General features: G+C 41.5%; 20 protein-coding genes and 1 pseudogene. 11 read left to right on the plus strand and 10 right to left on the minus strand.

Features of this window, described 5'->3' with window-relative positions:
• Nucleotides 1–20 precede the first annotated feature (20 nt).
• The 5 genes from AC1EU0_RS01840 to nhaA all read right to left on the minus strand — a co-directional run bounded on the left by AC1EU0_RS01840 (nt 21) and on the right by nhaA (nt 6,235).
• Complete coding sequence (locus tag AC1EU0_RS01840) at nt 21–692, minus strand: nitroreductase family protein (RefSeq protein ID WP_480300178.1); 672 nt, start codon at nt 690–692, stop codon at nt 21–23.
• A gap of 12 nt (nt 693–704) precedes the next feature.
• The gene (locus AC1EU0_RS01845) at nt 705–1,145 is read right to left on the minus strand and encodes a GNAT family N-acetyltransferase (RefSeq protein WP_480300179.1); all 441 of its coding nucleotides are present in this window, start codon (nt 1,143–1,145) and stop codon (nt 705–707) included.
• Between the two features lie 355 nt (nt 1,146–1,500).
• A complete protein-coding gene (yqfB, locus tag AC1EU0_RS01850; RefSeq protein ID WP_480300180.1) occupies nt 1,501–1,815 on the minus strand; it encodes a N(4)-acetylcytidine aminohydrolase in 315 nt (104 codons plus the stop codon).
• A gap of 51 nt (nt 1,816–1,866) precedes the next feature.
• A complete protein-coding gene (locus tag AC1EU0_RS01855; RefSeq protein WP_480300181.1) occupies nt 1,867–4,890 on the minus strand; it encodes an RING finger protein in 3,024 nt (1,007 codons plus the stop codon).
• Between the two features lie 151 nt (nt 4,891–5,041).
• Nucleotides 5,042–6,235 carry a Na+/H+ antiporter NhaA gene (nhaA, locus tag AC1EU0_RS01860; RefSeq protein ID WP_480300182.1) on the minus strand — a complete coding sequence of 398 codons (1,194 nt, stop codon included), beginning with the start codon at nt 6,233–6,235 and terminating at the stop codon, nt 5,042–5,044.
• 161 nt (nt 6,236–6,396) lie between these two features.
• Between nhaA and bamJ the strand changes: the two genes are divergently transcribed.
• Complete coding sequence (gene bamJ, locus AC1EU0_RS01865) at nt 6,397–6,870, plus strand: BamJ family beta-barrel-assembly machinery protein (protein ID WP_480300183.1); 474 nt, start codon at nt 6,397–6,399, stop codon at nt 6,868–6,870.
• 33 nt (nt 6,871–6,903) lie between these two features.
• On the opposite strand, the gene AC1EU0_RS01870 is transcribed toward bamJ, so the two are convergent.
• Both AC1EU0_RS01870 and AC1EU0_RS01875 read right to left on the minus strand, forming a co-directional pair.
• The gene (locus AC1EU0_RS01870) at nt 6,904–7,764 is read right to left on the minus strand and encodes a hypothetical protein (protein WP_480300184.1); all 861 of its coding nucleotides are present in this window, start codon (nt 7,762–7,764) and stop codon (nt 6,904–6,906) included.
• A 135-nt stretch (nt 7,765–7,899) separates the two neighbouring features.
• Nucleotides 7,900–9,117 carry a M24 family metallopeptidase gene (locus AC1EU0_RS01875; protein WP_480300504.1) on the minus strand — a complete coding sequence of 406 codons (1,218 nt, stop codon included), beginning with the start codon at nt 9,115–9,117 and terminating at the stop codon, nt 7,900–7,902.
• Between the two features lie 125 nt (nt 9,118–9,242).
• Here AC1EU0_RS01875 and AC1EU0_RS01880 point away from each other — a divergent pair, with 125 nt between their 5' ends.
• The 4 genes from AC1EU0_RS01880 to AC1EU0_RS01895 all read left to right on the plus strand — a co-directional run bounded on the left by AC1EU0_RS01880 (nt 9,243) and on the right by AC1EU0_RS01895 (nt 13,954).
• Nucleotides 9,243–11,039 (plus strand): aminopeptidase P family protein, encoded by a 1,797-nt coding sequence (locus AC1EU0_RS01880; RefSeq protein ID WP_480300185.1) that lies wholly within the window; start codon nt 9,243–9,245, stop codon nt 11,037–11,039.
• Between the two features lie 82 nt (nt 11,040–11,121).
• The gene (locus AC1EU0_RS01885) at nt 11,122–12,408 is read left to right on the plus strand and encodes a DEAD/DEAH box helicase (RefSeq protein WP_480300186.1); all 1,287 of its coding nucleotides are present in this window, start codon (nt 11,122–11,124) and stop codon (nt 12,406–12,408) included.
• Nucleotides 12,409–12,482: 74 nt separating this feature from the next.
• Nucleotides 12,483–13,118, plus strand: a complete 636-nt coding sequence (locus AC1EU0_RS01890) for a peroxiredoxin-like family protein (RefSeq protein ID WP_480300187.1) — start codon at nt 12,483–12,485, stop codon at nt 13,116–13,118.
• A gap of 317 nt (nt 13,119–13,435) precedes the next feature.
• Entirely contained in the window at nt 13,436–13,954 is a 519-nt protein-coding gene (locus AC1EU0_RS01895) for an N-acetyltransferase family protein (RefSeq protein ID WP_480300188.1), read from the plus strand.
• A 44-nt stretch (nt 13,955–13,998) separates the two neighbouring features.
• Here AC1EU0_RS01895 and AC1EU0_RS01900 read toward each other — a convergent pair whose 3' ends face one another.
• From AC1EU0_RS01900 to AC1EU0_RS01910, 3 genes are all read right to left on the minus strand, one after another.
• Nucleotides 13,999–14,499, minus strand: a complete 501-nt coding sequence (locus AC1EU0_RS01900) for an RDD family protein (RefSeq protein ID WP_480300505.1) — start codon at nt 14,497–14,499, stop codon at nt 13,999–14,001.
• Nucleotides 14,500–14,505: 6 nt separating this feature from the next.
• Entirely contained in the window at nt 14,506–14,760 is a 255-nt protein-coding gene (locus AC1EU0_RS01905; protein WP_480300189.1) for a DUF2960 domain-containing protein, read from the minus strand.
• A gap of 226 nt (nt 14,761–14,986) precedes the next feature.
• Nucleotides 14,987–16,462 (minus strand): NAD(P)H-hydrate dehydratase, encoded by a 1,476-nt coding sequence (locus AC1EU0_RS01910; protein WP_480300190.1) that lies wholly within the window; start codon nt 16,460–16,462, stop codon nt 14,987–14,989.
• A gap of 187 nt (nt 16,463–16,649) precedes the next feature.
• Here AC1EU0_RS01910 and AC1EU0_RS01915 point away from each other — a divergent pair, with 187 nt between their 5' ends.
• The 6 genes and pseudogenes from AC1EU0_RS01915 to tatB form a co-directional block, all read left to right on the plus strand.
• On the plus strand, nt 16,650–17,666 hold the full coding sequence (locus AC1EU0_RS01915) for a formimidoylglutamase (protein ID WP_480300506.1): 1,017 nt from the start codon (nt 16,650–16,652) through the stop codon (nt 17,664–17,666).
• 104 nt (nt 17,667–17,770) lie between these two features.
• Complete coding sequence (gene ubiE, locus AC1EU0_RS01920; RefSeq protein WP_480300191.1) at nt 17,771–18,526, plus strand: bifunctional demethylmenaquinone methyltransferase/2-methoxy-6-polyprenyl-1,4-benzoquinol methylase UbiE; 756 nt, start codon at nt 17,771–17,773, stop codon at nt 18,524–18,526.
• Nucleotides 18,526–19,143 (plus strand): ubiquinone biosynthesis accessory factor UbiJ, encoded by a 618-nt coding sequence (locus tag AC1EU0_RS01925; RefSeq protein ID WP_480300192.1) that lies wholly within the window; start codon nt 18,526–18,528, stop codon nt 19,141–19,143. Before ubiE ends, AC1EU0_RS01925 begins: the two co-directional genes overlap by 1 nt.
• A complete protein-coding gene (gene ubiB, locus AC1EU0_RS01930) occupies nt 19,143–20,783 on the plus strand; it encodes a ubiquinone biosynthesis regulatory protein kinase UbiB (protein WP_480300193.1) in 1,641 nt (546 codons plus the stop codon). Before AC1EU0_RS01925 ends, ubiB begins: the two co-directional genes overlap by 1 nt.
• Nucleotides 20,784–20,811: 28 nt before the next feature.
• Nucleotides 20,812–21,045, plus strand: coding sequence for a Sec-independent protein translocase subunit TatA (tatA, locus tag AC1EU0_RS01935; protein WP_480300194.1), 234 nt, complete (start codon nt 20,812–20,814; stop codon nt 21,043–21,045).
• A gap of 5 nt (nt 21,046–21,050) precedes the next feature.
• Nucleotides 21,051–21,348, plus strand: a pseudogene (gene tatB / locus AC1EU0_RS01940) (Sec-independent protein translocase protein TatB); the annotation flags it as partial.
• Nucleotides 21,349–21,365: the final 17 nt, after the last annotated feature.

Genomic DNA, 21,365 nt, shown 5'->3' on the forward strand with positions numbered 1-21,365 from the left:
AAAAACAATCAAAATAAGCGTTAAATCACAGTCAATATTTCATTCAATGGTTTTTTATTGATTGCATGTTCAGGAACCGTCGCATCTTCAGCAGGATAGCCCACAACCAATAACATATAAGGTCGCTCATTATCTGGATTGCGTTGACAAATTTCAGTAAGAAAACTCATTGGCTTTGGAGTATGAGTCAGAGTGCCTAAGCCTGCATGATGAAGCGCTTGGATCAAAAAGCCAGTCGCGATTCCAACGGATTCATGAACGTAATAATTGGTTTTAACACCTTCCTCGGTATTCATTCGTTTTTGGCTAAAAATGGCAATTAACCAAGGCGCGGTATCAAGGTAGGATTTATTAGCATTTGTTCCCAGTGGTTTTAAAGCATCAAGCCACTCTTCACCACCACGACCGCTATAAAACGCTTGCTCAATGGCTTCGGCTTGCTGACGGATCTGTGACTTTACTTCTGGATTTTGGATCGCCACAAAGTGCCAAGGCTGGTGATTGGCACCATTAGGCGCAGTACCAGCAGTCAAAATCGCTTGCTCAATAATGGCTTTATCAACGGGTCTATCTGAAAATTTACGAATCGAATGACGACGCTTAATCTCTTCGTAATTGTCTTGGGCACGCTTGAGCATCTCAGAAGTTGGATATTCAATAAAATCAGTAAGTGGAAAGTGTTGTTCACTCATAGCTCGCTCCCTTTAATCAAGTCGGAATAAGAGTTCTTGTTCGTTTTCACACGCCATATGAGTACAGAGCATGAAACCACATTTTTCGAGTACACGTTGAGAGGCAATATTCGATTGATGCACGAAAGCACATAAAGGCCGAGGAAGTTGCTGAATGAACATATCTAAAGCTTGGGAAGCGACACCTTTTCCCCAATAGTTTTGCCCTAGCCAAAAGCCAACCAATCGCTGTTCATCTTGTTGCCAGCTCACAAGGTTGCCCACAACAGTGCCATCTGAATCAATGGTCGAAATTTTTACATCTTCTCTGCCAGTAATAGTTTGCCAATGTTGGGTAAATTCTTCTTGGGTTCGAGATTCGAAATGAGCAACACGACACGCCACTGGATCGGCTTGATGCTTATAAAATACATCCACATCTGTGGTAATTGGGTCTCTTAGATTTATGTTCATATTCACGGTTATTGTTGTACTAGAGGCCATTCCCAATTAGATTTTTGATTTGCTGCTGTTAATTTTTTAGGTTAAACAAGGCGGAAAATGTGAAGTGTAGTAATCTACACGAACATTTGACAACGCCGTTTAAACAAAAAAGAAACGCAGCCCTTCGGGTTACACCTAAAATTCGCAAACTCTTCGTTACTCATCTTTCGTTTAGTCCACTAAACTTCATTCTTCGTGCCTTGATTTTGCAAATTTTAGGTTGTAACAAATCAAAAAGTCTTTAATTGGGAATGGCCTCAATGATGAATAGCACAACACGTTAACACAAGGTTTTATTTATGTGAACAATGTTAACAATCCACTTTTATATCAATTCGAATTTGATCACGAACAAGTCGTTAGTATCTGGGTAAACTTCTTTGATAAGCGCCTTAAGATCACCTAAAGGTAGTGCTTCTTGTTGAGCATGGAACTCGTTAATGTGCTCAAACTTCAAAGGTTCCACCGATAAGATTCGAATATCACACACTTTAAGATTCGTTTCGAGGGTGTAAACCTCAACCTCAGTATTAGGCTGATAATGACTTTCAGATTCATCTCTTATGGTGATGGTTTTTAGGCCTGAAGCGACTAAAGGGCAAAGCTTTTCAAAAAAGGTAATGGTAGTTGGATACGACACTATAATTGGCAACGAGATAAGACATTTTGCAGTAGATTAATTGTGGATAACTTAGGAGTCAAATGCTTGTGTTGCTTTCTTAGACATGTCTTTGCATCTAGGACATGAGAGACCTAAATGAAAGTTTTTTATGCGTTTATTATCTTTAGGCTCTGACACTTTAGCGGCTTTTCTTTTTTTTGTTTTCTTATTGGACACGGGAGGCTGAGCTTTTGCCTTTAGGTTCTCGGCAAGTGTGTCAATGCACCCAGAACAAAAAGTATGACCACACTCTACTAAGAAAAACTTTCTTTTGGAAACATTATCGAGTGAGTATTCCTCAAAGCAAATTCCACATATCGTAGAAGCTTGATAACTATTAATTGTGGCTTCAGCTCCTTCTGGGACAATTGCCACCTCACTTTTTTGCTCACTGTGTTTTGCTAGGATCTCACTTTCGAATGGAACTTCTGCTGAAATCAATTTCGTTGCGGTTTTTTCATCATCTAGGAAGCGCTCTGCCATCAAAGGTTCGTAGAACGCAGCATGAGGAGTCATAGCCGAAGTATTTCCTATTCGTTCTTGAGTAATTTGTGGAATAGTTCGAGGAATACTAGCTTCGCATACTTCCACTGAAGCACATTGAAAAGCTTGCTCACCTTGATTTTCTTCACGTTTGGGAATAATTTGCTTATCTGCTTCAACCTTCTCAGTACGATCCTTAGATAGCAATTCCTCTTCATCAATAGCCGCGGCAATATGCCTTCTTCTTAACAGAGGAGATTCTAGTCCTCTCTCGGCAAATGCATCATTAGTAGCGGCAACTGTAGCCACAGCTTTCGTTCTCGCTCTCACCCCGTTGGAGTCATCTTCCACCGATGCAACCGGTAGCACTGGGTCGCCATCATTTTTCTTAGATTCAAGTAAGGCTTTTGCTGCTTTTTCCGCTTTTATTGCTGCTATTTCAGCCTCATACTCAGTCGCTTTAGCCGAAAGTCTATTCCTAAAGTCGTTTGTTTTTTCAATGGTCTGTTCGCATAGCCAAAGAGAAAAAGTCAGGAAACGATGCAGTGTAGTTTGCACCACTCTTCTACAGTCGTAGTGCCCTTTGTAGCAACTGAAACAAATGTTTGTTTTATGTTCAAAACAATGAAAGAGTTTATATTCATCTGCTCTAAGTACAGAGTCTTGATAATTCACCTTGACCAAATACGCCTCTCGATTGGTAACTAATTCATTGCCTTGGCACGAAGCGCAAAAAAGTGTAATTTCATTAGGGAGTCCATTCGGCGTAGTAGAGTTTGGCATTAGATCTTTGATACGGTATCGAGAAAGGATCAAAGCTAGGGGTTCAGACCTCACTAACCTGTCACATTGTAATTGCGTGCAACTCACCGTCTCTTCATCACAAGCAACAACTCTAATTGAAAAATCAACCCTAGCTCTTGAAATTAAAGCTGTTTTCTTATCATTGAGTGCGGCAAATTCAATCCACCCTACAGCGAGGTTGTGAGCATTAGATGGATAGCTGCTACCAATGTTGGATCTCCATTGATTAAACACCTCAAGAGTCACATTATTTCCTTTTAATTGACTAATAATCGTCTTCTGCTCAGATATCCAACGATAACAATCAAAACGATGCTTATGTTGCTTAGTAGCAACCCTTATAAATCTTTCAAGCTCTTTTTCATCACCTTGGTTGAGGGTATAAGCCGCACATATCGCAATAAGTGGACAGTGTTGCTTAAACATTTTATACACTTGATGATGATTTTCAGGGTTAACTGCATCGATATATTGCACTAAATCAAGTAAAGTAACTGAATCAAAAATATCCAACACAGGAAGGAAACATTGAAATAATGGGTTATCCATTTTTTTCAAAAAACCTTTAATATTAACAGCGGGAATACAGACTCTTAAAATCTTAACGGCTTCCGCTGTAGGGATTTTTCGAATAATGTCCATATCTTGAGCGATAAAAAACTCTGGAGAATGAGTCAGAAGTTGATTAACGTAATCATGCTTTGCGCCACAATAAACTTCTAAGGACTGTAGTACTTGCTGTGCAGTTTCAATCAAATGAAACTTTTTGTATCTCTCCAAATCCACTAGATATTTGAAATTATTTAGATGTTTCCTAAAATTTTCTGGAATTTTAGGTGACTGCGACGAATAATCTCGTTTAAATTTCAATAATAACTGATATGCATTTTGGTGTTCTATTGTGACCCCAGTCAGTCTATCTGGAAACTGCCACTTAGACATCATGCCAGTGACTAAATGGCTAAACAAAGCCAAATCATCAACAAAAATTTTAAATTGATCGAATTCTATTTTTCCCATAGATAGATCATCGCGAATAGTGCTGATTCCTAGTCGACATCGACCGATTTTTTCTACTTTGGGTTCAAAATCAAGTCTATTTTCAGATAAAAATAGCGTACAAGCAGTAAAACAGTGTGGTCGATAATACTCAGTAAAAAGGTTAAAAATGTGATGATAAAATTTTCGTTGAACGTCTAATGAACACTGAAGTACTGAGTCAGCATAGCGAACGCCTATACTTTGTGCTGAATCAACAGATGCAAAGGAAGTTAATAACTTGTGACTTCCTGTACCTAAAATGGTTAAAAGGTACTCATAAGAATAATCGCCAGAAACGATTTTTTTTAACTTCATTACAATGTGTAAGGGGTTTAAACTTTTCCCATTTGCAACCAAATAAAAAGAAGAGTTTTCATAGACCAACCTAGCTGAGGGACATTGATGCTCCCAAAACTCCAACAGTTGCTTTACTTCAGCAAACATTTCCTGATCATTGCCCCCAGGCCCAATTTCAACACATGCCAAAGCTTGTTTTTGAGCCATAGTTTCTGTCATTGTATCGACATGATTGGATTGAGCTTTAGGCATCTTATGAGCATCATCAATAAAGTAGCAACTCGATAACTGAGGACTGATTTTTCGACAAAGGTATTTTCTATTGAGAGCAACCTGAACTGAGGCTCCATCAAGTAACCTTTCATCGAGAACCAACTTTCTATCTGATATGGAAGGAAGCGATTCAACCGCTGATACACATGCTGCCATCTTTACTTTGAGTTAAACGAATTGATAACTTGTTTTTCAACAAATTACTGACAGAATGCAAGTGAAATTTTATTTAGGAAGTAATGAATAAACTTTGATGCAGTAAAAAGCGGACGGCCTTATGGCCATCCGTAGTGTTCGATGGGGTAACCTATTTTTTCAAACTCTGCTTCAAAATAAAGAAGCCAACCAAACCTGATACTAGTGAACCAACGATGATGCCCAAACGTTCGTCGAACAATAAGTTCACCCCAGTTTCTTCAAACGCCAACGATCCAATAAACAAGCTCATCGTAAATCCGATGCCACACAATGCCGCCGTACCGTATAAGCTCTTCCAATTCATTCCTTCAGGTAGTTTGGTAAGCTTGGCTTTTACCGCCAACCAGCACAGGCCGAAAATACCAATTTGTTTACCAAAGAATAATCCTAGAGCGATACCAACTGGAACACCATGAAGCACTTGCTCCATCGTTACCCCTGTTAAATTAACGCCTGCATTGGCGAAGGCAAATACAGGTAAAATGAAAAACGCTACAACTGAATGTAAGTCATGCTCCATTTCTTTTAATGGTGACTCCTGCTCATTCTTTTTGGAACGCATTGGGATAAACATCGCCACCAGTACACCTGCTAAGGTGGCATGAACGCCTGATTTAAGGGTTGCCACCCAAATAATTAGGCCAATCAGGATATAAACACTTTTGTTACACACATTACGGCGATTCATCAAATATAAAACCGCTGTACCAGCTGCAACCACTAGCAGTGCTGCGAGTGAGATTTTTGAGGTATAGAAAAAGGCGATGATCAGAATTGCACCAATATCATCAAAAATCGCTAATGATGTTAGAAAAATTTTAATCGAGATCGGAACTCTTGAACCCAATAATGCTAACGCACCTAATGCAAAAGCAATATCGGTTGCCGCTGGGATTGCCCAACCTCGAATCGCAACCGGATCTTGGTTAAAATATACATAGATCAATGCTGGGAATACCATTCCACCAATCGCGCCCACTGCGGGTAGAATAATATTTCGCTTATCTGCAAGCTCACCTTCGAGCAGCTCTCGCTTAAGCTCTAAGCCTACTAAGAAGAAAAACACCGCCATTAAGCCGTCGTTGATCCACAACAGCATAGGCTTGGCAATTTCAAAAGTACCGACTCGAACTTCAACCTCGGTTGAGAGCAGCATTTTGTAGTATGGCTCAAGCCCAGTATTAGAAATGACAATAGCTAGACAGGCAGCAATAAAGAGTAAGATGCCTCCAGCGGATTCTAACTTAAAAAAGTCCTTCATAAAATCGTCGCTGTTTCTCGTGTTTACAACCTTTTCGTCCACTTTCCCTCCTCATTATAGACATAATATGTCACTTATTCTCATGGTAGACGAAATTGAATCTTGTTACCATAGCTGAGTATAGAACTTATATAGCTAAATCTATATAAAATGGCGCACTCAGCTGAAATTGGCTCTACTACAACTTAGGATTAATGAAATTTATGAAAATGCTTTTAGCCGTTATTGTTATCGCTTTAGTGATTTTTTATTTTTACACCCAAAATGTTAATAATAAGCTAGCTCAAGAAAATCTACTTAAAGGGCAAGCATTTTTAGCACAGAACAAAGACAAAGAAGGAGTCAAAACGACAGCTTCTGGCTTGCAATATGAAATACTAGAAAAAGGGTCTGGTACTGTTCACCCAAAAGCGAGTGACGTTGTAAAAGTTCACTATCACGGAACCTTAATTGATGGAACTGTCTTTGATAGTTCAGTTGAACGTGGCGAATCTATTTCTTTTCCACTGAATCGAGTCATTAAAGGCTGGACAGAAGGACTACAGCTAATGGTCGTTGGCGATAAGTATCGCTTTTTTATTCCAAGTGATTTGGCTTATGGTAAACGTGCAACGGGTAAAATACCGGGGAATTCGGTATTGATATTTGATGTAGAGCTATTAGCGATAGACCAGTAATCCCGAAGAAATAAGGCTACATTGGTAGCCTTTTTAAAAAAATGAAGCACCAGCGGGAACATCTATCACTTTCTTAAAAAATTGCCTAGCTTCCATATAATTATCTGCAGTAATCTCTCTGATATCATCAGGCTTAATGGTCAAGGGTTCAAAATGTTTAAACATGTCCCCATAATGTTTTGGCGGTGCAAGCAACAACTTCACGATTCCATTTCTCGATATCGTCAACCAATCGCTGTCTGATGGAGTGCTTGGATGCTTAGTCGTCGCCGTTTTTTCAGATTTAATTTTCAATTGCACTGCACTTCCATAATCGAGTTTTTCTCTAGTAATTGGGCATACCAAAGGTAATCCAGCCATCCTTGATTTAAATTCAATTCCTCGAGGGGCTGCTGGGCGTGTATACATATGAAGAATCGCATTTTTTAGTGGTATAGCTGCCTTCGTATGGGAAAGAGCACTTAAATTATTTTTAGGTGTAGGAATCCTTTTCAAAGTACTACTGAATTCACTCAAAAAAGTTTGTTGACTATTAGGAGGGAGAGTTAAAGCACTTATTTTGGCATGATAAGTCACAGGTTGAGTTTTTACCTTAGATTTACCATCTCGAATCACATAACCTCTTTCTAGCAACCAAGGTCGTCTATATGCACATATACCTGAACAAGATACGGCCTCGGCTAATTCTTTGAAAGCATCGGGAAGATCTTCTCGTTCACCTTCATAATAAACACGAACTGTATCTTTTCCGCCAAACAATGCAGGTTTCACTTCATATCGAAATTGATTCTTCCCCACTTTAAATACATCTGAGCCTAAATTTTGCCAAATTTGTGCTCCTACAATGGTGTTTAAACTGGTAAATGCTGGATTAAAAGTGATATCAGTACTCATTACTCACTCCAGAAAATCGAAAGTGAAAATCAATGAGTTAAGCTTCTTACTTAGTAGCGGTAAAAACAATAGCTAATAACGCTAACCAAGAAAAATTAATTGTATGTTAATGAAGCATTTATCTCTTCGCTTCTATCATTTCTGATAGCCAAAAGGATCATTAATGGAATACGAAGGCTCAGTAAACCATTTAGGACCATGATTTGTCATATAAAAATGGTCTTCTAGTCGAATGCCAAACTCTTTAGGAATGCAAATCATCGGCTCATTACTGAAGCACATGCCTTCGGATAATAAGGTCTTTTCACTCGCCACTAAATAGGGACCTTCATGAATTTCAAGCCCTATACCATGGCCAGTACGGTGTGGTAATCCGGGCAATTGATAATCTGGCCCCAAACCAGCCCTAACGATAACCTCTCGCGCGGCATCATCGACCTGTCCACAGGCTTCGCCAAGCTTAGCAGCGTCAAAAGCGGCTAATTGCGCTTGTTTTTCTAATGCCCAAATCTGCCTTTGTTTATCACTGGGGTAACCAAATACATAGGTTCGAGTAATATCAGAGTGATACCCAAACAACTCACACCCCGTATCGATAAGTACGACATCACCCGCTTCTAGTGACTTAGGATTTTTCACCCCATGAGGATACGATGAATCTTCACCAAACAGCACAATACAAAAATACGACCCACTTGCCGCACCAAGTTTTCGGTGGGCTTTGTCGATAAACGCTGTCACTTCTTGAGTGGTAATACCCTCATATAAAATTCTCGCAGCGGCTTTTTGCACTTCTAACGTTATGTCCATTGCGCGCTGCATAATGGCTAGCTCAGTGGCTGATTTTTGTCCTCGACATCCCTGAGTAATAGGTAAGGCATTGCTGGTCTCAATACTTACACAAGCCTTTTGAATTCCATCGACTAAAAAGAAAGGTGACGATTCATCAATGGCTAATTTACCTGAAGATATCCCATTGGAAGCTAGAGTGGCTGCCAATAATTCATAAGGCGATTCATGTTCATGCCAAGTCACAATTTCAGCTTCAAGCTGTAAGTAATCACTTAGCGTGCCGAGTTCGAAGTGTGGTGCGACGTAAAATAATTTTCCATCTCGAGTAAGTATTGCGCCAACCATACGTTCACTGGCATACCAATCCAGCCCAGTAAAATAGTACAAGTTGGTTCCGGCATTTAAATACAAAGCATCAATATTATGCACTGCCATCAGCGATTGTGCCTTAAGCTGGCGCTGACAAATTTCATCTGCTGTAATTGGCATTAAATCAATTGTCCAAGAACTCAATTTTCTCAACTCTTGCTCTGGCGTAGAGCCACCTATCCCTATCGTCATCATTAATTTCCTGTATTAATTCACACTTAACGTATAAAGTATCCAATCATAATCAGAATGTCACCTTGCATATTCATCCTCTGCACTGAGATAATCATTCTCATATTAAGTAAATGGAGATCCTTATGTCTGTCGCAGCCAATATTATTGCTGAGCGCCTAAAGGCCGTACGAGCGGATATACAAAAACAACGTATTGATGCCTTTATCATTCCTCGTGCTGATGAATACTTAGGAGAATACGTTCCCGCGCATAATGAACGTTTACTATGGGCAACAGGGTTTACTGGTTCAGCAGGGGCGGCCATAGTGCTAAAAGACACCGCTGCGATTTTTACAGATGGACGCTACACAGTTCAGGTTCGCCAGCAAGTGAGCCATGCTTTATTCTCTTATGAAAGTCTTACTGACACCCCACAAGTCGAATGGCTCAAAGATAACCTACCAGAAGGCAGTAAAGTCGGCATTGATGCTCGCTTACACACCTTTAGCTGGTATCAGCAAGCGCAACAAGAATTGGCAAAAGCCAAAATAGAATTAGTTACTCTAGACAGTAATCCTGTTGATGCAAACTGGCAAGCCCGCCCAGTGTCATCTCAAGACAACATCGTACTGTTCAGTGAGCAGCAAGCAGGTCAAAGCTGCAGTGATAAACGACAAGCTATTGGCGACATAGTCGCTAAAGCTAATGCCGATGTTGCCCTAATCACTGCTCTAGACTCAATTGCATGGTTACTCAACATTCGTGGAAATGATGTTCCTTGTTTACCAGTGGTGTTATCTACTTTACTTATCGACACTAAAGGGCATGTAAAGCTATTTGTCGATCTCACCAAGTTACCTGACAACATAGAGAAACATGTTGGTAAAGGTGTTACTTTCTATGCCGAAAAAGAACTTAAGCATCATATCCAGCAATTAGCTGGAAAGCGTTTATTAGCCGATCCTGCTACCGCCAATGCTTGGTCGCAAATCACCGCTAAGGATGCAAATGTAGAGTTAGTGAAAGGTGACGACCCAATAGCTCTGTTAAAAGCACAAAAAAATCCGTTTGAATTGCAAGGCATGCGCGATTGTCATGTTAGAGACGGAGTCGCCGTGACTCGCTTTTTAGCGTGGCTCGACAGTGAAGTCAAAGACAATAACTTCCACGATGAAGGAAAGCTGGCTGACAAATTGGAGAGCTTTAGAAAGCAAGACGCGCTTTATCAACAACCCAGCTTTGACACCATTTCAGCTGTCGGTGGTAATGCCGCAATGTGCCATTACAATCACTTAAATGGTACACCAGCCATCATGCCGATGGACTCTATATACCTTGTAGATTCAGGCGCTCAATACCTTGATGGCACCACAGACATCACACGTACCGTTGCCATTGGTCATGTCACCGCTGAGCATAAGCAAATGTTTACCTTAGTACTTAAAGGTCATATTGCGCTCGACAGTGCCCGCTTCCCTAAAGGTACTTGTGGTCAACAATTGGATACTTTTGCCCGTCAATATTTATGGCAATATGGTTTCGATTTTGATCATGGTACTGGTCATGGTGTTGGTCACTTCCTCAATGTACATGAAGGGCCACAACGTATCGCCAGCAAAGGAAACCAAGTTCCTTTACTTGAAGGTATGGTGGTATCAAATGAGCCGGGCTACTACCGCGCTGATGCTTTTGGTATTCGTATCGAAAACTTAATCGCGGTTCAAAAATGCTCTGAACTGAAAAACTCAGAACGTGATATGTACTCATTTGAAGCACTCACCTTAGCGCCGATTGATTACCGTTTGATTGATAAGACGTTGTTAACAGAAACCGAAATCCAATGGCTCAATCAGTATCACGCTAAAGTTCAACATAGCTTATCAGCACATTTAAAAGGTCGCGACCTAGAGTGGTTAACCCGCGCTACAGAAGCAATCTAAATAGAATAGTGTTATAATCCGCCGCCGATTTAGCTGACCGTTAAATCGGCGTTGTTGTTTTTAGGCGAATTAAGGAAATATTATGAACTTCGAATCTTTTAGCTTTCCCGAAGCACTATTGCGAGGTGTAACCGAATATGGCTATAAAAACTTAACGCCAATACAACAAAAAGCAATCCCAGTGATCCGCCGTGGTCATGACGTGATCGCCAACGCCCAAACTGGCACAGGTAAAACGGCCGCTTTTGCGCTACCAATATTACAAAAGCTGATTGAAACCCCAAAAACCGTAGCCAAAGCCAACTGCCAAGCAGTGATTTTAACGCCGACTCGTGAGCTTGCTGCCCAAATTGCCGATAACATTACTGCTTATACTCGCTATCTCGACCTAAGCATCGTCACGGTTTACGGTGGCACCAAGATGCAACCTCAAGCGCTTAAGCTCAGAGAGGGTTCAGATATTATCATTGCCACTCCAGGGCGCTTATTAGAACACCTCATGGGTGGCAACATCAGCTTAGCGAACATCGATTATTTGGTATTAGATGAAGCCGACCGCATGTTAGATATGGGCTTCAGCACTGACATTCATAAAATTTTACAAGCCACCAGCAAGCAAAAACAAAGCATGCTGTTTTCAGCCACTTTTAACGGTTCAGTTAAGCGTCTTGCCAATGAGTTGATGAAGAATCCAAAAATCATCAGTGTCGATAAGCAAAACACCACCGCAGAAACCGTATCACAAGTGGTTTATCCAGTGGAGCAACGTCGTAAGCGTGAACTGCTATCTGAATTGATCGGTAAAAAGAATTGGCAACGTGTTTTGGTATTTAGTGCCACCCGTGAAGATACCGATCGATTAACTAAAGAGTTAAACCTAGACGGCATTCCAACCAAAGCCATTCACAGTGAGAAAAACCAAGGTAATCGTCGCCGTGCGCTGCGTGAATTTACCGAAGGAAACCTTCAAGTACTGGTTTCCACTGAAGTAGCCGCACGTGGCTTAGATATTCCAGATCTTGAGTATGTGGTTAACTACGATTTACCATTTCTAGCCGAAGATTATGTACACCGTATTGGTCGTACGGGTCGTGCGGGCAAAACTGGTGTAGCCATTTCATTCGTGAGCCGTGAAGAAGAGCGCACATTGAAAGACATTGAAAAACTGATCGGCTTTAAGCTTAAACGTATTATGGTACCGGGCTATGAAGTCAGCAGCCGTGATTTATTGCTTAAACAGCTACAAAAGCGCCGCAGCTTTAGTAAAAACCGTGAGCGTAGCGATAACGTGCGTGAGCAAGTTGTGGCCGAAAAAAGCATGTCGGGTCGCCGTACAAAATTGAATGCGACAAAAAAAGCCAAAAAGTGAAATAAAAACTCTAACGATCAGGTCTTGTTCATTTAGGACGTGTCCTAGACAACAACAATGAATTAAGGCCTGATATGTTTACCCGACTTCTTACCACTTTTGCGCTGCTGTTTACTATCAGCGCTACTGCTAAACCCATCGCCACCAAAGATGAATTAGTATCTCCATTACTCAATGGACAAAACATTCCTAATATCAGTATTTCTGACATCAATGGAAAAACAGTTAACTTAGCGAAGTTAGCTAACCAAAAGCCGACGATTTTCTTCTTCTATCGCGGTGGCTGGTGCCCATACTGTAATGCGCAAATGGGACAAATCCAGTCAATTCAGCCAAAACTTCTGAAAATGGGATTCCAAATTGTTGGTATTTCCCCTGATACGCCAGAAAAGCTGAAAGAATCGATGACCAAAAACGATTTGGGCTATCAGCTGCTATCAGATCCAGAAATGAAAGCCGCTAAAGCTTTTGGTGTTGCCTTCTTTACCAGCGAGCGCACCACTAAGCGTTATGCTTCATTTGGTGTCACCAACCCAAGCTTCACAACGCCTGAAGGTGAAAAGCGCTTAGTGCTTCCAGTACCAGCTTTGTTTATGACCGACAACAAAGGCTTAGTCCACTTCCAATACGTTAACCCAAATTTCAAAGTTCGAGCTGAACCAGAATTAGTGTTGACCGCAGCTAAGTTGATTAAAAAGAAAGTTAAGTAACCGACGATTTAAACCTGAACGACTCTCAATACTTTTTATTAACGCCCTTGAACGGTCAGGTAAGAGTAATAGTGTGATAAAACAACCGTCCGTGACAGGATGTCACGGTCGTCAGCACATGGCCATTTTCGCACATCCATGTGCTTCATGGCATTCAGGCGTCCTGCCTATCAGACATGCGTTTCTGTTGTTGTTCACACTATTGTTCTTTCACAATTTCCGAAATCAATCACATACGAAATCTGCAACTAAATTTGTACTCATAAATCATAGCTGTAACAATACACTGGACTTTCTTATCAACCGTTAACCTCACTATGATTGTTCGCTCCGCCACTTTGCAAGATCTTAAGCAAATCGCTCAACTCGAAATTGACAACCTGCACGATGAACACCAACTTGATGCTAGCTCAAAACAGGGGCAATCTTTCTCCCTTGAGCAATTAACCACGATTCTCGACCAAGGTTTCATTCATATCGCCGAAGTGAACACTAACATCATCGGATACGTACTAGTCGCACCATGGTCGTTTTTCAACAAATGGCCAATTTATAAGAAAATGTATCAGCAGCTTCCTCAATACAGTATCAATCAACAACAAAGCTGCCAATATGGTCCTATCTGGGTTAACGAAGCTTATCGAGGTAAAAACGTTTTTCAGCCCTTATTCGAAGCGATAAAACAACAAGCACTCTCTAAATATCAACATATGGTGACGTTTATTGCCGAAGATAACGAACGTTCCTTTCGAGCTCATACTAGAAATGACAATATGAAAGTATTGGATTTTTTTGAAATGAATGATCAGGGGTATTACTTATTAGCTTCCAGTTAAACAGTTAGAAGCCCTCAGTGGGCTTCCATGATTTAGATGAGCATCTACCAATTACGCATTTCATTGGCTTCTTTGGATAACTCCACCACTTCTGAACGTGTCATGGCATCCTGCAGTGCACGTTTATCAGAGTTGATCAAAATAAATAAGTTACCAATGCCAAGCAATGACCAAATCACTCTTGCATAAGCCGTAATTAGACTTATCCGCTGACCATTGGGATGTTGAATTTTAAGACGCCAAGCTCGCATTCCCAATGTTTGCCCGCCTTTGCTCCAAAATATCGCATAAAAACTGGCAACGGTTATGGCTAGCCACAATTGGTAAACGCCTTTATAAACTGGAACATTGTGCAATGAATCAGACATAATTTCGTAGCCATGAGAGTTAAGTACGCCAGTTGAAACTAACACCACAAAAACACCAAAACCAATGGCACCAGCAAACATATAAATCGCTACAGCCAATAATGAATCATAAATCATAGCGCCTAAACGACGTAAAAAACTGGCTCGGGGGAAATTCGCGTGCTCTGTGTTGATCACCGGCATTTAAGACTCCTCGTCATCCTGAACAAAATGAATATTAGCAAATCCCATACGCAAAAACTCACTACGTCTGAAATCTCGCTCGGCTTTCGCCCCTTTTTTTGAAGTCATGGCAATTTGTTGTTCCATTTGCAAAAAGCGCGTTAAATCAATTCCCTCTGCCGCGGCTACCGCCTCATAAGGATCATGATGCTTACTAAAACTGAATGGAATAACTTTGACTTCACCTTTAAAGGTGTATTGTACTTGACGAGCCATGACTTTTTCCTAGAGGCCACATTAATGCTCGATATTATCTGAGAAATCAAAACAAAATGCGAGTTTAGTCATGAAGCAATGCTGAATTTCAGTAAAAAACATCTATCTTTTTTCTGAAATATTCAGTAGTTGCTCTTCGGCTGATGATTAGCCCTCTGCGACTGCATTTAATGGGCTTTATCTGAAGTTCTGCTGGATTAAATTTAGTTCAATTACCTTAAGAAGCTCATTCTATACTGTTAACCACTTCTCTTATCGGCGACATTAGATCACTGGCAATCATGCCTCGCTCTCCTTTCTCAGCCGCTTTATCAGCTGCACAACCGTGAACAATCACACCAGTATAAGCCGCTTTCATAGGAGATAACCCTTGAGCCATTAGGGCACCAATGATACCCGACAGAACATCGCCACAACCACCACTCGACAAACCCGGGTTTCCAACGGTGGCTACGATGGTTTGGTTGCCATCGTAAATCAAAGTACCCGCTCCTTTTAATACAGCCACGCCACCGTATTTTTGCTGCAATTGTTTTACGGCAGAAAAACGGTCAGCTTCAACCTTTTCAACACTACAATCTAGTAATCTTGCTGCCTCGCCAGAGTGCGGTGTCAGCACCCAATTTTCTTGCTGAACCGGCTCTTTGCTCAAGATATTTAATGCATCAGCATCAATAACACTTGGTTTACCACTCAATATCGTGGCTTTAAACAGATTCTGTCCCCAGTCTTGTCGACCGAGTCCGGGACCTAGCACCAATACATCAGCCCAGCCCAAGCGATGGTATACGTCCATATCAATAAACTCAGCAGGACAATACATAAGCTCAGGGCAAGCTGTTACCACAATGTGTTGATGCTCTGGGCGACTCACCACTGCAACTAGGCCACTGCCAGCACGAAAACAGGCTTCGGCACATAATCGAACAGCTCCCGGCATGCCAATATCACCGCCAACGACACTCACTCGTCCAAAATCGCCTTTATGTGCATGACGTGCTCGCTTCCCTAGCTTTCCTTTAATATCACGACAGTCAAATCTCAGGGTATCTGATTCAGGTAAGAACTCCTGCAATCCAATATCGGCGAAAAAGACCTCGCCGCAAAAATGGCGAGCTTGATAAGTAAATAAGCCACGCTTCAAAGCACCAAAAACGAGAGTGGCATCTGCCGCAACCGCAAGTTCTCCAAAACCTGAATCAGCGTTAACTCCAGAAGGTGCATCTAGTGATAATCGAAAAGCAGAGCTTTGATTAATCCGTTTAATGAGAGTTTGAAATTCGTCAGATAAAGGCCGTGATAACCCTGTGCCAAACAAGGCATCCACAATGACATCGGCTTTATCAAGCTCATCGAGTTCAATGGCTTGTACTGGTATATTCACCGCCTGTAAAGTTTGCAGTGCTTGCCCGTATTCTTTAGAGTTTACAGGACGCAATAACCCCATCACAACCACTTGATGCTCATGCTCCGCTAACCACCGAGCTAAAACCAATCCATCAGCCCCATTGTTACCACTGCCAACCAGTACCACTATTCTTTTCGTTTCGGGCTTATATTGCTGCAACCACTGAAAAGCCGCTGCTCCGGCATTTTCAACCAACTGATATAGGCCATTTTCAGTAGCTTGGCTTGCATCCAATTCGGCTTGACGAACCTGCTCGACACTATATAACTCTGTAGGCAGTATCTTGCTCGTCATGGCGTTATTCTCCATACTATTGTCTGTTGCGGATAAATGGGCACAATCGCCTCTTTTGATAACAAAGCAGTACAAGCCAATTTCACTGCTTGAATACAGGTTAGCAAACACTTTTGCCGCAAAGCATGACCTAAATCAGAAATTATCGATAAAAAGAGATCTTTCTCTTCAAGTGGGCACAAAAATTATGCAATGGTTTATTCCGTATTCAGTATCAACGATCCAGCCTTGGTTATCTCAACGTACAGGAGAAACTCGATTTGGAGATAAGATACATTTTGTTGAGCAGCAACAACATTTAACTCAACTAAAACGACAAGGGGTTAAATTTGTTCTCATTGGAGTCAATGAAGACATTGGCCCACAAGGAAACTTAGGCAAAGGCGGAAGCGGTGACGGCTTTAAAGCAGCCATCAGTCAATGGATAAACCTACAAAGCAATGCTCACCTTACAGGCTCTGAATGTGCCATTTGGGGTGAAATTGATTGTGGCGATCTTAATATTAAAGAGGCTTCTGTTGAACAACTCCGAGCCAATGCAGAAATCATAGACCAACGAGTCATAGAAGTGGTTCAAGCCATATTTGATGCCGGACTTGAGCCTATCGTTATTGGTGGTGGTCACAACAACGCATATGGACTATTAACCGCAGCAAAGCAAAGTTTCAGCTCCCCTATGGCAGCGGTAAACCTTGATCCTCACTCTGATTTTCGCCTTAAAGAAGGCCGCCACAGTGGTAATGGATTTAGCTATGCGGCCTCAGAAGGGGCCCTAGCTTGTTATCATGTGCTTGGTTTACATGAACTCAAAAATAATGCCGCTAACCTTGAGCGACTTCAAAAGTTTGGTGGCACTTGGCACAGTTTGCAGCAAATATGGGTAAGGCGAGAACTGTCTCTAACCGATGCTTTAGTTCAAATAACGGACAAATTGAAGCAAAGCCAACTTCCTGTTGGATTAGAATTAGATGTTGATTCCATTAACGCATTTCCATCCAGTGCCATGACTTATGCAGGCATTCCGCTTTTGGATGCTGCCCACTATGTTTATTACATCGCCAAGCATAATGATTGCCGATACGTCCACTTCGCTGAGCCAGCCGCTACAATTCACCCTATATCAGGCACTGAAGGCTTTAAGCAAGTAGGTCAAAGCTTATCAGAATTGATCTATGCCTATATTCAAGGTCGACTGGACAAATAACGTTCATTACAAATAAGTAACGCTTTTACAAAGATACACTTTTGAACTTTGGTGGGTATAATGGCTCACAGAAAAATGCGTAAACAACACAGGATACCAAGACCATGTCTGATGGTGGCTCAAAACAAACCCACTTCGGTTACAAAACCGTAGATGCTGACAAAAAAGCCGATTTAGTAGCTGATGTTTTTCACTCAGTAGCTGCTAAATACGACATCATGAATGATGTTATGTCATTGGGTATCCATCGCTTTTGGAAGCGATTTACGATAGAAACTGCTGCGGCTCGACCAGGTATGAAAGTACTAGATCTTGCTGGTGGCACTGGCGACCTTACCGCTAAATTTTCACAGCTTGTTGGCGCTACGGGCTCGGTAACTTTGGCTGACATCAATGACTCTATGTTGAAAGTAGGACGTGATAAGCTTCGTGACAAAGGCATTGTAGGTAATGTCAGCTATGTGCAAGCGAACGCTGAAGCGCTGCCTTTTCCTGATAATCATTTTGATATCATTACCATCGCATTTGGTTTACGTAATGTTACCGATAAAGATGCAGCCCTTCGCTCAATGCAACGAGTGTTGAAACCGGGTGGCAAACTGTTAGTTTTAGAATTTTCTAAGCCTCAACATGACTTGATGAAGAAAGTGTATGATCTATACAGCTTCAGAGTGATCCCTCAAATGGGCAAACTCATTACTAATGATGCTGATAGCTACGAGTATCTTGCCGAATCAATTCGTATGCACCCTGATCAAGAGACGTTAAAGCAAATGATGATCGACGCAGGACTTGAGCAAGTGGACTATACCAATTTGACTGATGGTATTGTCGCACTGCACCGTGGATACAAGTTCTAATGTCATCTCATCAGCTTGCCTTAGTTTGTGTTAGTGTCGTTGAAACGGCACTGGCTCAGCTTGCGAAATTAAACCCTCATCTCAGTTCTGAGCAAAGCAAGCTCAAAGGTAAAATCATTAAAATTCAGCTGAAGCAGCTGCCCTTTCCGCTATTTTTTATCGGTGGCGAACAAATTTTGGTGATGAGCCAATTCTCAGGAGAAGCAGACGTTACCGTCAATGCCGATGCCACCACTTTGTACCGCCTAACTGAAGGTGCCAATCTAACCGAACTGATCAAAGCCGATAAGCTGCAATTAGATGGCGACCTTGCCGTACTACAAAACTTTAACCATTATCTGCAACAATTATCGTTTGATTGGGGCGAAATCATGGCAAAAATGATTGGTGATGCTCCTGCTCATTGGTTGCAAACAGGGCTTAAGCAGTTAAAACGCGATGTGACTAAGGTGATGTGCCGTACCCAAGAGCACGTGGCAGAGCTGGCTATTGAGGAATACAAGTTAGCTCCCCATAAAATTGAATTTATTCATTTTCAAGATACGCTTGAAACACTAGAAAACGAAGCCGAGCAATTAGCACAGCGCATCGCCATGTTAAGGAATCAGATTAACTAATGAGTATCACAGGGATCCGGCGTGGATATCACATCATCAAGGTACTGCTCCAATTTGGCCTTGACGAACTTTTGCCTAAAAAACTCAAGCCATGGTATTTCCAGCTATTACGCAGTAGCTTTTTCTGGATCCGTAATAAGCACAAATCATTATCAGGTGGCGAACGTTTTCGTCTTGCCATGCTTGAACTCGGTCCTGTCTACATCAAGTTAGGACAGATGTTATCCACTCGCCGAGATCTATTGAGTGATGAATGGGCACAAGAACTGGCCAAACTGCAAGACAGAGTACCACCATTTTCGTCTCAACTCGCCCGTGAAGCCATCGAGACAGAATTGGGTACAACCATTGATGCCCATTTTGATGATTTTGATGACACGCCATTAGCGTCAGCATCGATTGCTCAAGTGCATTGTGCAACACTTAAATCTAATGGGGCGCCAGTGGTATTAAAAGTGCTACGTCCTAATATCGAGCAACAAATCCAAGCTGATATTACCTTGATGGAACAAGTCAGTCATACGATTGAAAAATTGCTCGGTAAAAGCCGCCGTTTTCGTCCTGCTGATGTTATTGCTGATTATAAAAATACCATTCTTGGAGAGTTAGATTTAAAACTCGAAGCCCACAACGCCACTAAGCTTAGAAACAACTTCCTTGACTCAAACTCTTTATACATACCTTTCGTTTATGAAGAACTCTGTCACCGTCGTTTAATGGTGATGGAACGAATTGACGGCATTCCAGTTTCAAATGTTGAGGAGCTTACCGCTCAAGGGACCAATTTTAAGTTGTTGGCAGAACGTGGGGTTGAAATCTTTTTCACCCAAGTCTTTAGAGATAACTTTTTCCATGCCGATATGCATCCTGGTAATATTTTTATCTCCAAAGAACACCCTGACAACCCATATTACATTGGGCTGGACTGCGGGATCATGGGGGTATTAAGTGATTCTGATAAACGTTACTTAGCTGAAAACTTTTTGGCTTTCTTTAATCGCGATTATCAACGTATTGCCCAACTTTATATTGAGTCAGGTTGGATTTCTGGAGACACAGACGTAGTTGCCTTTGAGCAAGCCGTCAAAGCCATGTGTGAACCAATGTTTAACAAACCTCTCCATGAAATTTCGTTCGGACATGTACTATTAGAGCTATTTAGAACCGCAAGGCGGTTCGAGCTTATCGTTCAACCTCAATTAATTCTTCTTCAGAAAACCTTATTATATATTGAGGGCTTAGGTAGACAGTTGTATCCTCAGCTAGATTTATGGCAAACGGCGAAACCTTTTTTAGAAAACTGGATGTCAGAGCAAGTCGGCCCTAAAGCGTTTTATCAAAAAGCCAAAGCCAACTTACCATTTTGGTCTGAAAAGCTACCAGAGTTGCCAGAATTAGTTTATGACAACTTAAAACTGGGCAGAAAGATGTTAGGTTCGCAGCAAGATATGCTCAACAAATACCTAAAACATCAACAACAGTTACATAAAAGTCACTATTTATTGATAACTTCAGCCGTTTTATTGATTTGTGGCACCTTTTTGTTCACACAAAGTGCGTATCCTATATTGGCACAAAGTTGCATAGGGTTGGGTGTCGGTTGCTGGTTATTCGGTTGGTTCACACGACCTAAATCATAGAATTTATAGAGTAAATTAGGAGTATTTCATGGCGGGTATTAGCATTTGGCAACTACTTATTATTGCCGTAATCGTAGTGTTACTGTTTGGAACTAAAAAGCTTCGTAATATCGGTAGCGATTTAGGCGGTGCGGTTAAAGGTTTTAAAAGTGCCATGTCAGAAGAAGACAAAAAGTCTCTCACTGATGAAACAACGGCAAACAACACTGTAGACGTTGATAACAAAACCACCACTGAAACAAAAGATAAAGAACAGGCGTAACCAGCATGTTTGATGGCATCGGCTTTATGGAGCTGTTGCTGATAGGTATTATTGGCCTAGTTGTACTTGGGCCTGAACGCCTGCCAGTGGCAGTTCGTACAGTAGCAGGCTGGATCAAAGCAATAAAGCGCATGGTTAACTCAGTGAAAGATGAGCTGGAACAAGAGTTAAACATTGAGCAACTGCATAAAGATCTGAAAGAAGCAGAAAGTAAAGGGCTAGCCAATTTGTCTCCTGAACTACAAGAGTCAATCGACAAGCTCAAGCAAGCGGCAGATTCCGTAAATCGACCATATAAGGTTGACGCGGAAACCTCGACA

It is taken from the genome of Parashewanella sp. 2210YD4-3 (genome assembly GCF_056591735.1).

Bases quoted from the DNA above. Each gene is read 5' to 3' on its own strand.
- AC1EU0_RS01840 (WP_480300178.1), bottom strand. From the start codon at position 692: ATGAGTGAACAACACTTTCCACTTACTGATTTTATTGAATATCCAACT.
- AC1EU0_RS01905 (WP_480300189.1), bottom strand. From the start codon at position 14,760: ATGGCTCGTCAAGTACAATACACCTTTAAAGGTGAAGTCAAAGTTATT.
- AC1EU0_RS01845 (WP_480300179.1), bottom strand. From the start codon at position 1,145: ATGAACATAAATCTAAGAGACCCAATTACCACAGATGTGGATGTATTT.
- AC1EU0_RS01915 (WP_480300506.1), top strand. From the start codon at position 16,650: ATGCAATGGTTTATTCCGTATTCAGTATCAACGATCCAGCCTTGGTTA.
- bamJ (WP_480300183.1), top strand. From the start codon at position 6,397: ATGAAAATGCTTTTAGCCGTTATTGTTATCGCTTTAGTGATTTTTTAT.
- AC1EU0_RS01855 (WP_480300181.1), bottom strand. From the start codon at position 4,890: ATGGCAGCATGTGTATCAGCGGTTGAATCGCTTCCTTCCATATCAGAT.
- AC1EU0_RS01925 (WP_480300192.1), top strand. From the start codon at position 18,526: ATGTCATCTCATCAGCTTGCCTTAGTTTGTGTTAGTGTCGTTGAAACG.
- AC1EU0_RS01895 (WP_480300188.1), top strand. From the start codon at position 13,436: ATGATTGTTCGCTCCGCCACTTTGCAAGATCTTAAGCAAATCGCTCAA.
- ubiE (WP_480300191.1), top strand. From the start codon at position 17,771: ATGTCTGATGGTGGCTCAAAACAAACCCACTTCGGTTACAAAACCGTA.
- AC1EU0_RS01880 (WP_480300185.1), top strand. From the start codon at position 9,243: ATGTCTGTCGCAGCCAATATTATTGCTGAGCGCCTAAAGGCCGTACGA.
- AC1EU0_RS01875 (WP_480300504.1), bottom strand. From the start codon at position 9,117: ATGACGATAGGGATAGGTGGCTCTACGCCAGAGCAAGAGTTGAGAAAA.
- AC1EU0_RS01885 (WP_480300186.1), top strand. From the start codon at position 11,122: ATGAACTTCGAATCTTTTAGCTTTCCCGAAGCACTATTGCGAGGTGTA.
- tatA (WP_480300194.1), top strand. From the start codon at position 20,812: ATGGCGGGTATTAGCATTTGGCAACTACTTATTATTGCCGTAATCGTA.
- AC1EU0_RS01910 (WP_480300190.1), bottom strand. From the start codon at position 16,462: ATGACGAGCAAGATACTGCCTACAGAGTTATATAGTGTCGAGCAGGTT.
- AC1EU0_RS01890 (WP_480300187.1), top strand. From the start codon at position 12,483: ATGTTTACCCGACTTCTTACCACTTTTGCGCTGCTGTTTACTATCAGC.
- AC1EU0_RS01870 (WP_480300184.1), bottom strand. From the start codon at position 7,764: ATGAGTACTGATATCACTTTTAATCCAGCATTTACCAGTTTAAACACC.
- ubiB (WP_480300193.1), top strand. From the start codon at position 19,143: ATGAGTATCACAGGGATCCGGCGTGGATATCACATCATCAAGGTACTG.